The sequence below is a fragment of the Streptomyces sp. NPDC031132 genome (assembly GCF_055570595.1).
This window is the reverse complement of sequence record NZ_JBVIGX010000010.1, coordinates 272,657-280,132: the sequence shown is the minus strand read 5'-3', so window position 1 is coordinate 280,132 and position 7,476 is coordinate 272,657. Positions and strand designations below refer to the sequence as shown.

The window sequence follows — 7,476 nt, the reverse complement described above, 5'->3', positions numbered from 1 at the left end:
TCGTACCCGCGCCGTGACGACGACCGTGGTGGTTTCCGTGGCGGTCGTGACGACCGTGGCGGCGACCGTCCGTCCTACCCGCGCCGCGACGACCGCGGTGGCGACCGTGGCGGGTTCCGCGGCCGTGATGACCGTGGCGGCGACCGCGGTGGCTACCGTGGCGGTCGTGACGACCGCGGCGGCGACCGCGACTACCGCGCGGACCGCGACCGGGACCCGGTCAAGCGGCTTCCGATCGACGAGGACGTCACCGGTCTCGAGATCGACGCCGATGTGCGCCAGGAGCTCCTGAGCCTGCCCAAGGGGCTGGCCGAGGAAGTCTCCAAGAACCTCGTCATGGTCGCCCGCCTGATCGACGAGGACCCGGAGCAGGCGTACGCGTACTCGCGCATCGCCCTGCGCCTGGCTTCCCGCGTCGCCGCCGTGCGCGAGGCCGCCGGGTTCGCCGCGTACGCCACGCAGAAGTACAGCGAGGCGCTCGCCGAGTTCCGCGCTGCCAAGCGCATGACCGGATCCGTCGAGCTGTGGCCCGTCATGGCCGACTGCGAGCGCGGCCTCGGCCGCCCCGAGCGCGCGCTGGCCATGGCCGGCGAGCCCGAGGTGCAGAAGCTGGACAAGGCCGGCCAGGTCGAGATGCGCCTGGTCGCCGCCGGTGCCCGCCGGGACATGGGGCAGCTCGAAGCCGCCATCGTGACCCTGCAGAGCCCGGAGCTGGCCTCCCACTCCGTCCAGCCGTGGACCGCGCGTCTGCGCTACGCCTACGCCGACGCCCTGCTGGCGGCCGGCCGTGAGGACGAGGCGCGCGAGTGGTTCGCCAAGACGGTCGAGGCGGACAAGGACGGCTCGATGGACGCCTCCGACCGGCTCGCCGAGCTGGACGGGGTCGAGTTCGTCGACGCGCTCGTCGGCGATGAGCCGGACGAGATCGACGACGAGGACGACGAGCAGGACGACGCCGAGGTGGCCGCCGCCGAGCGCGCGTCCGACCAGGCCGAGTACTACGACGAGGACGACGAGGAGTACGAGCCCCTCGAGCGGTCCGAGGCGGACGCCGATGTCGACGTCACCGACGAGATCGTCGTCGTCGAGGACGAGGACCGGGACGACGAGGGCCACCCCCGCGACAAGGGCTGAGTGCTGAACCGGCTCGATTGAGAAAAGGGCGGTACCCCTCCGGGGGTACCGCCCTTTTTCGCGTCCGGGGTCACTCCAGGCTGCGCAGCACCAGGCCGGTGGCCGGCTTCGGGCCGAAGGAGGTGGACTTGCGGGGCATCGTGACGCCCTGGCGGGCCAGGTCCCGGACGACTTCCTCCCGTACGGGGTGCAGCAGGACCGCGGTGCCGCCGTGGCGCTCGGCCATGGCGACGGTGGCCGCCGCGTCGTGGATGTACGTGATCTGGTCCGGGGTGTCGGGGATCTGCCACAGGGTGTCGAGCAGCGTCGCGTGCAGGACGGTCGCGTCCAGCCGGCGCCAGGCCTCGGGGCGGTCGCGGCGCACGGTGCGCTCGAGGAGGTCCAGGTCCGGGTCGGTGACCAGGTGGAAGGTCCCGTCGCCGGTCAGGAGGAAGGCGTTGCCCCGCTCCGCGGCGTCGGCGAGGACCTCCAGGGCGAGCGGCAGCGGGCCTTCCACCGGGCGGACCCGGAAGCGGCCCTCGACGGCGGCCAGGGCGTCCGCGAGCGGGAGGCGGCGCAGCATCCGGTGGATGGCGCGGACCTGGAGCGGGTAGCGGGCCGTGTCGACGAGGAGGACGAGGCCGAAGTCCCATGCGGTGGGGGACCCGTGCTCCTCCTGGAGGCGCAGGTAGGTCGCCCAGCGGTGGTGTCCGTCGGCGATGAGGGCCTGGCGGTGGCCCAGGTCGGCGGTGACGGCGGCCAGGTCGGCGGGGTCGGTGATGGCCCAGAGCCGGTGCCGGAAGCCGTCCTCGGTGGTGGTGGCCAGCAGGGGCGGGCCCCCGGCGGTCCGCTCGACGACCTCCGCAGCCCCGGCCGCCGGATCGTCGCCGCGGTAGGTGAGGAGGAGGGGCTCGAGATTGGCCGACGCAGCACGCATCAGACCGGCCCGGTCGGTGACCACGTCCGGCATGACGTCCTCGTGCGGGAGCACGATGCCCGCGTCGGGCTGCGAGAGGGCGAGGGCGCCGATGACGCCGCGCTGGAGCAGGCCGCCCTTGCGCTGCTCGTAGACGTAGAGCGCCGGCTCGGGGTCGGAGCTGAGGACGCCCTTGGCGAGCCAGTCGTGCAGGGTCCGCGCGGCCTGCTCGTTGCGCGCGGCCGGGGTGTCGGCCTGCGGGAGGATCAGGCGGACGATGTTGTGCGGGTCGGCGGACTCGAGGTGGTCGACGCCGTCGGGGCGTACGACCACGTCGTACGGCGGTGAGGTGACGGCGGCCAGGCTGCCGACACGCTCCGGGACGTAGCGCAGTCCATGGAAGGGGATCAGGCGCAGCCCGTCGTCCGCGGTACCAGATGTGGTCATTGGTGCATGGTAAGACGCGTCTCGCGATGCGGGATGATCGGGTGAGCAAGACCTCGGCGCAAATGCAACCGAGGCCGATCGAGGACCGAACGGACAGGGAGCCGACAGGATGACCCGGCAGAGCAGGACGAGTCCGGCGGGCAGCGAGCGCAGCCTGCACCAGGCGTACGACACGGCCCTGCTGGATCTGGACGGCGTCGTGTACGCGGGCGGCGAGGCCATCGCGTACGCCGCGGAGTCCCTCGCCGCGGCCAGGGCGGGCGGGATGCACCTCGCGTACGTCACGAACAACGCGCTGCGCACTCCCGACGCGGTTGCCGAGCACCTGGGCGAGTTGGGGATCCCGACCGAGGCGGGCGAGGTGATCACCTCGGCGCAGGCGGTGGCCCGGCTGATCTCGGAGCAGGTGGAGCCGGGGTCGAAGGTGTTGGTGATCGGCGGCGAGGGGCTGCGGGTCGCGCTGCGCGAGCGGGGGCTCGTACCGGTGGAGTCCGCGGACGAGGAGGGCCTCGCGGCGGTGGTCCAGGGGTACGGGGGCCCGGACCTGCCGTGGTCGCGGTTCGCGGAGGCCGCGTACGCGATCCACCGCGGGGTGCCGTGGTTCGCGTCGAACACCGATCTGACGATTCCGGGGGCGCGCGGGATCGGTCCCGGCAACGGGGCCGCGGTGGAGGTCGTACGGATCGCCACGGGCGCGGAGCCGCAGGTGGCGGGCAAGCCGCTGCCCCCGATGCACCGGGAGACGGTGCTGCGGACCGGGGCGGAGCGGCCGCTGGTGGTCGGGGACCGGCTGGACACGGACATCGAGGGGGCCTTCAACGGCGAGGTGGACTCGCTGCTGGTGCTGACCGGGGTGACGGATGCGGCGCAGCTGCTGCGGGCCGAGCCGCGGCACCGGCCGACGTACGTGGACCGGGACCTGCGCGGGCTGCTGACGGGCCAGCCGGAGGTCGTGGCGGCCGGGGAGGGCTTCCGCTGCGGGGGCTGGACCGCGGTGGCCGCCGAGGGCGTATTGGAGCTGCGGGGCGAGGGCGATCCGGTCGACGGGCTGCGGGCGTTGTGCGCGGCGGCCTGGACGCAGGCGGGGGACGGCTCGTGCGCGCTGGACGCGGGGAAGGCGCTGGCCCGGATCGGGCTGTAGGCGGATCCTGCGGGCCAGATCAGGCGCAGGGTGCAGGGTAGGCTAACCTAACCTCCGTGTTGGTCGAGAGTCCCCCCGAACAGAGCGCGGCGCCGGTCGCCGCCGTCCGCCCGCGCCATGCGGCGCGCGCCGCCGGTCTGCTCGGCGCCCTTGCGGTGCTGGCGCTGATCGCGGTGGCGAGCATCGCCGTGGGCGCGAAGCAGATGCCCCTCGACCAGGTCTGGCACGGCCTGTTCCACTACGCGGGGACGCCGTCCGACGTGGTGGTGCGCGACCTGCGGGTCCCGCGCACCCTCCTCGGGCTGATGGTCGGGCTCGGGCTCGGCCTGTCCGGTGCGGTGATGCAGGCGCTGACCCGCAATCCGCTGGCCGAGCCGGGCATCCTCGGCGTCAACGCGGGCGCCGCGGCCGCCGTGGTCTCGGCGATCACCTTCCTCGGAGCCTCCTCGCTCGGCGAGTTCGTGTGGTGGGCCTTCCTCGGCGCCGCCGTCGTCTCCGTCGTGGTCTACGTGCTCGGTGGCAGCCGCAGCGCGACGCCGGTGCGCCTCGCGCTCGCGGGTACGGCGGCCAGCGCGGCCCTGGTCGGCTACATCAACGCCGTGCAGCTGATGGACAGCAAGGCGCTGGACAAGCTGCGCTTCTGGACCGTGGGCTCGCTGGCCTCCGCGAACATGGACACCGTCCGCCAGGTCGCGCCCTTCCTGCTGGTGGGCGCGGTGATCGCGCTGTCCCTGGGCCGGCCGCTCAACGCGATGGCCATGGGCGACGACACCGCGCGGGCCCTCGGCGCCCACCTGACGCGGACCCGGATCGGCGCCATGGTGGCCATCACGCTGCTGTGCGGGGCGGCGACCGCCGCCTGCGGGCCGATCGTCTTCATCGGGCTGATGATCCCGCACCTGGTACGGATCATCACCGGGCCCGACATGCGGTGGGTGCTCGCCTACTCGGCGGTCCTCTCGCCGGTTCTGCTGCTGGGCGCGGACGTCGTCGGCCGGGTCGTCACCCGGCCCGCCGAGCTCCAGGTCGGCATCGTCACCGCGCTGATCGGCGGACCCGTCTTCATCCACCTCGTCCGGCGCAAGAGGATGGCCCAGCTGTGACCGTCGACCTTCGGGCGGACAAGCCCGGATCCCGTCCCCTGCGCGGCCCGGGCGGGCTGTCCCTGCGGCTGGAGCCGCGTGCGCTGGCGGTCGGGCTGCTGCTCACCGTGGCCGCGCTGGCGATGGGCGTCGTGCTCATCGGCACCGGCGACTTCGAGATCGCGCCGTGGGACGTCGTACAGACCCTGCTGGGCAACGGCACGCCGGCGCACGACTTCATCGTCAACGACCTGCGGCTGCCGCGGGTGCTGGTCGCCCTGCTGGTGGGTGCCGCCCTCGGCATGGCCGGCTCCGTCTTCCAGTCCGTCTCCCGCAATCCGCTCGGCTCCCCGGACCTGCTCGGCTTCAGCTACGGCTCGGCGGTCGGCGCGCTCACCGTGATCGTCCTGTTCAAGGGCGGCGCGACCGAGGTGGCGGCGGGCGCGCTGCTGGGCGGGCTGCTCACCGGCGTCCTCGTCTACCTGCTGTCGTACCGGCGCGGCATCCACGGCTACCGGCTGGTGCTGGTCGGCATCGGCGCCTCCGCGATGCTGGTCGCCGTCATCAACTACCTGCTGACCAAGGCCCAGCTCGTCGAGGCCACCCGGGCGATGGTCTGGCTGACCGGCTCGCTCGCCGGCCGCGACTGGAGCCAGGTCTGGCCCCTGCTGGGGACCTGCGCGGTGCTGTTCCCGCTCGTCCTCGGGCAGGGCCGGGCGCTGCGGATGATGGAGATGGGCGACGACGCCGCGTACGCCCTCGGGGTACGGGTGGAACGTACGCGGATGCTGCTGATGCTGGCGGCGGTGCTGCTGACCACCGCGGCCGCCGCGGCCGCCGGGCCGATCTCCTTCGTCGCCCTGGCCGCGCCCCAGCTGGCCCGGCGCCTGACCCGCTCGCCCGGGTCGAACCTGCTCACCGGCGCGCTGATGGGCTCCGTCCTGCTGCTCGTGTCCGACTGGGCCTCGCAGCGCGCCTTCGGCGCCGACCAGCTGCCGGTGGGTGTGGTGACCGGGCTGGTCGGCGGTGTCTATCTGCTCTGGCTGCTCGTCACCGAGCGCAGGGCGGGACGTATATGAGCACGTCCACGAGCACGCACATGAGCAACGCAAGGAGTACGCAGGTGCAGCGGCTGACCGCGCAGAACGTGACCCTCGGCTACGAGCAGCGGGTCATCGCCGAGAACCTGTCGGTGGAGATCCCCGACCACTCCTTCACGGTGATCGTCGGCCCCAACGCGTGCGGCAAGTCCACGCTGCTGCGGGCCCTGTCGCGGATGCTGAAGCCGTCCGCGGGACAGGTGCTGCTGGACGGGCAGGCCATCGGGTCGATGCCGGCCAAGAAGGTCGCCAAGACGCTGGGCCTGCTGCCGCAGTCCTCGATCGCGCCGGACGGGATCACCGTCGCCGACCTGGTCTCGCGGGGCCGGTACCCGCACCAGGGGCTGCTGCGGCAGTGGTCGCCGGAGGACGAGCGGATCGTCCTCGAGTCGATGGCATCGACCGGGGTCGCCGAGCTCGCGGACCGGTCGGTGGACGAGCTGTCGGGCGGGCAGCGCCAGCGCGTGTGGATCGCGATGGCGCTGGCGCAGCAGACGCCGCTGCTGCTGCTGGACGAGCCGACGACGTACCTGGACATCCAGCACCAGATCGACGTGCTGGACCTGTGCGCGGAGCTGCACGAGACGCAGGGGCGGACGCTGGTGGCGGTGCTGCACGATCTGAATCATGCGGCCCGGTACGCCACGCACCTGATCGCGATGCGGGGCGGCGAGGTCGTCGCGGAGGGGCCGCCGGCCGAGGTGGTCACGGCGGAGCTGGTGGAACAGGTGTTCGGGCTGCGCTGCCAGATCATCGACGACCCGGAGACGGGGACGCCGCTGGTGATCCCGGCAGCGCGCAAGCCGCTGGCCGCGCGGGTGACGGGGTCAGCCGCTGCGGGCTGACCCCCGAGGGGGCGTGCGGCGCCGTGGCCGGGGGCCCTGCCCTCGAACCCCGCCTCGAACGCCGGCGGGCCCGGATCAGGCCCGGCGGGGCCGGATCAGAGCAGGTTTTTGAGGCGGAGCAGGTCGCGGAAGCCGGCTTCCAGGCGGACTCGGCCGGAGGCCCAGGCCTTGGCGAACTTCAGCTCGCCCGCGACCATCGCCACCAGGTCGTCGCCGGTCATCGCGAGCCGGATCTCGGCCTTGGTGGCGGGCGGGCCGGGGGAGACCGCGTCGACCCGGATCCGGCCGCCGTCGAGGCGGCCGGTGAAGGTCTGGTCCAGGTCGGTGATGTGGCAGCTCAGGGAACGGTCCAGCGCGGCAGCGCCGCGCACGTTGCCGTCGGCCCGTGCAAGGTTGCCGGAGAGTTGGTCGAGTGCGGCTCGGCACTCTTCGATCGTAGCCATCGTGATCTCGACCGTACCGCAGAGCCGTGCGTGGCTGCCCGGGGGCTTCGGGGTAGCGTCGGGGCATGACCGACGACTTGGCCGACGCGGTGGCGGACGTACCGGATGTACCGGATGTAACGGATGTGTCCGGTGTGCCGGACGAGACCGGTGCATCCGCTGCACCCGGCCCGGCCGGGGACGCGGCGCCGGAGCCGCTCGGCCTCGTCCGCACGCCCACCGGCCATGCCGGGGTCGACGCCCTCCTGGAGCGGCTGGCCGATGCCGATCACCTCACGGCGGACGGACACGTCGCGGTGTACGAGGATGTGCACAGGGGGTTGCGTGACGCGCTGACCGCGCTGGACGCACCGCCCGTCCCCGGACCGTACGAAAACAGGAGCTGAACC

At 73.2% G+C, this 7,476-nt stretch carries 8 protein-coding genes; 6 read left to right on the top strand and 2 right to left on the bottom strand.

The window, feature by feature from the left end; genetic code table 11:
- Positions 1–273 precede the first annotated feature (273 nt).
- On the top strand, positions 274–1,134 hold the full coding sequence (locus tag ACZ49B_RS18265) for a tetratricopeptide repeat protein (RefSeq protein ID WP_468306771.1): 861 nt from the start codon (positions 274–276) through the stop codon (positions 1,132–1,134).
- 70 nt (positions 1,135–1,204) lie between these two features.
- Here ACZ49B_RS18265 and ACZ49B_RS18260 read toward each other — a convergent pair whose 3' ends face one another.
- The gene (locus tag ACZ49B_RS18260) at positions 1,205–2,476 is read right to left on the bottom strand and encodes a DUF1015 family protein (protein ID WP_468306727.1); all 1,272 of its coding nucleotides are present in this window, start codon (positions 2,474–2,476) and stop codon (positions 1,205–1,207) included.
- Positions 2,477–2,585: 109 nt separating this feature from the next.
- Here ACZ49B_RS18260 and ACZ49B_RS18255 point away from each other — a divergent pair, with 109 nt between their 5' ends.
- Genes ACZ49B_RS18255 through ACZ49B_RS18240 form a run of 4 tightly spaced genes read left to right on the top strand, consistent with a single transcriptional unit; the run spans position 2,586 to position 6,644 of the window.
- Entirely contained in the window at positions 2,586–3,617 is a 1,032-nt protein-coding gene (locus ACZ49B_RS18255; RefSeq protein ID WP_468306725.1) for an HAD hydrolase-like protein, read from the top strand.
- Between the two features lie 56 nt (positions 3,618–3,673).
- Entirely contained in the window at positions 3,674–4,720 is a 1,047-nt protein-coding gene (locus ACZ49B_RS18250; protein WP_468306722.1) for a FecCD family ABC transporter permease, read from the top strand.
- The gene (locus ACZ49B_RS18245) at positions 4,717–5,778 is read left to right on the top strand and encodes a FecCD family ABC transporter permease (protein ID WP_468306720.1); all 1,062 of its coding nucleotides are present in this window, start codon (positions 4,717–4,719) and stop codon (positions 5,776–5,778) included. The genes ACZ49B_RS18250 and ACZ49B_RS18245 overlap by 4 nt, the downstream gene beginning before the upstream one ends.
- 20 nt (positions 5,779–5,798) lie before the next feature.
- Positions 5,799–6,644 carry an ABC transporter ATP-binding protein gene (locus ACZ49B_RS18240; protein WP_468306717.1) on the top strand — a complete coding sequence of 282 codons (846 nt, stop codon included), beginning with the start codon at positions 5,799–5,801 and terminating at the stop codon, positions 6,642–6,644.
- Positions 6,645–6,739: 95 nt separating this feature from the next.
- Here the strand turns inward: ACZ49B_RS18240 and ACZ49B_RS18235 are convergent, their stop codons facing one another.
- The gene (locus ACZ49B_RS18235; protein ID WP_468306714.1) at positions 6,740–7,087 is read right to left on the bottom strand and encodes an SCP2 sterol-binding domain-containing protein; all 348 of its coding nucleotides are present in this window, start codon (positions 7,085–7,087) and stop codon (positions 6,740–6,742) included.
- A 65-nt stretch (positions 7,088–7,152) separates the two neighbouring features.
- Between ACZ49B_RS18235 and ACZ49B_RS18230 the strand changes: the two genes are divergently transcribed.
- Positions 7,153–7,473 carry a hypothetical protein gene (locus tag ACZ49B_RS18230; RefSeq protein ID WP_468306711.1) on the top strand — a complete coding sequence of 107 codons (321 nt, stop codon included), beginning with the start codon at positions 7,153–7,155 and terminating at the stop codon, positions 7,471–7,473.
- The last annotated feature ends 3 nt before the right edge of the window (positions 7,474–7,476 follow it).

Excerpts from the sequence above, each read along its gene's own strand:
- ACZ49B_RS18240 (WP_468306717.1), top strand. The coding sequence starts at position 5,799 with ATGAGCAACGCAAGGAGTACGCAGGTGCAGCGGCTGACCGCGCAGAAC.
- ACZ49B_RS18255 (WP_468306725.1), top strand. The coding sequence starts at position 2,586 with ATGACCCGGCAGAGCAGGACGAGTCCGGCGGGCAGCGAGCGCAGCCTG.
- ACZ49B_RS18260 (WP_468306727.1), bottom strand. The coding sequence starts at position 2,476 with ATGACCACATCTGGTACCGCGGACGACGGGCTGCGCCTGATCCCCTTC.
- ACZ49B_RS18230 (WP_468306711.1), top strand. The coding sequence starts at position 7,153 with ATGACCGACGACTTGGCCGACGCGGTGGCGGACGTACCGGATGTACCG.
- ACZ49B_RS18235 (WP_468306714.1), bottom strand. The coding sequence starts at position 7,087 with ATGGCTACGATCGAAGAGTGCCGAGCCGCACTCGACCAACTCTCCGGC.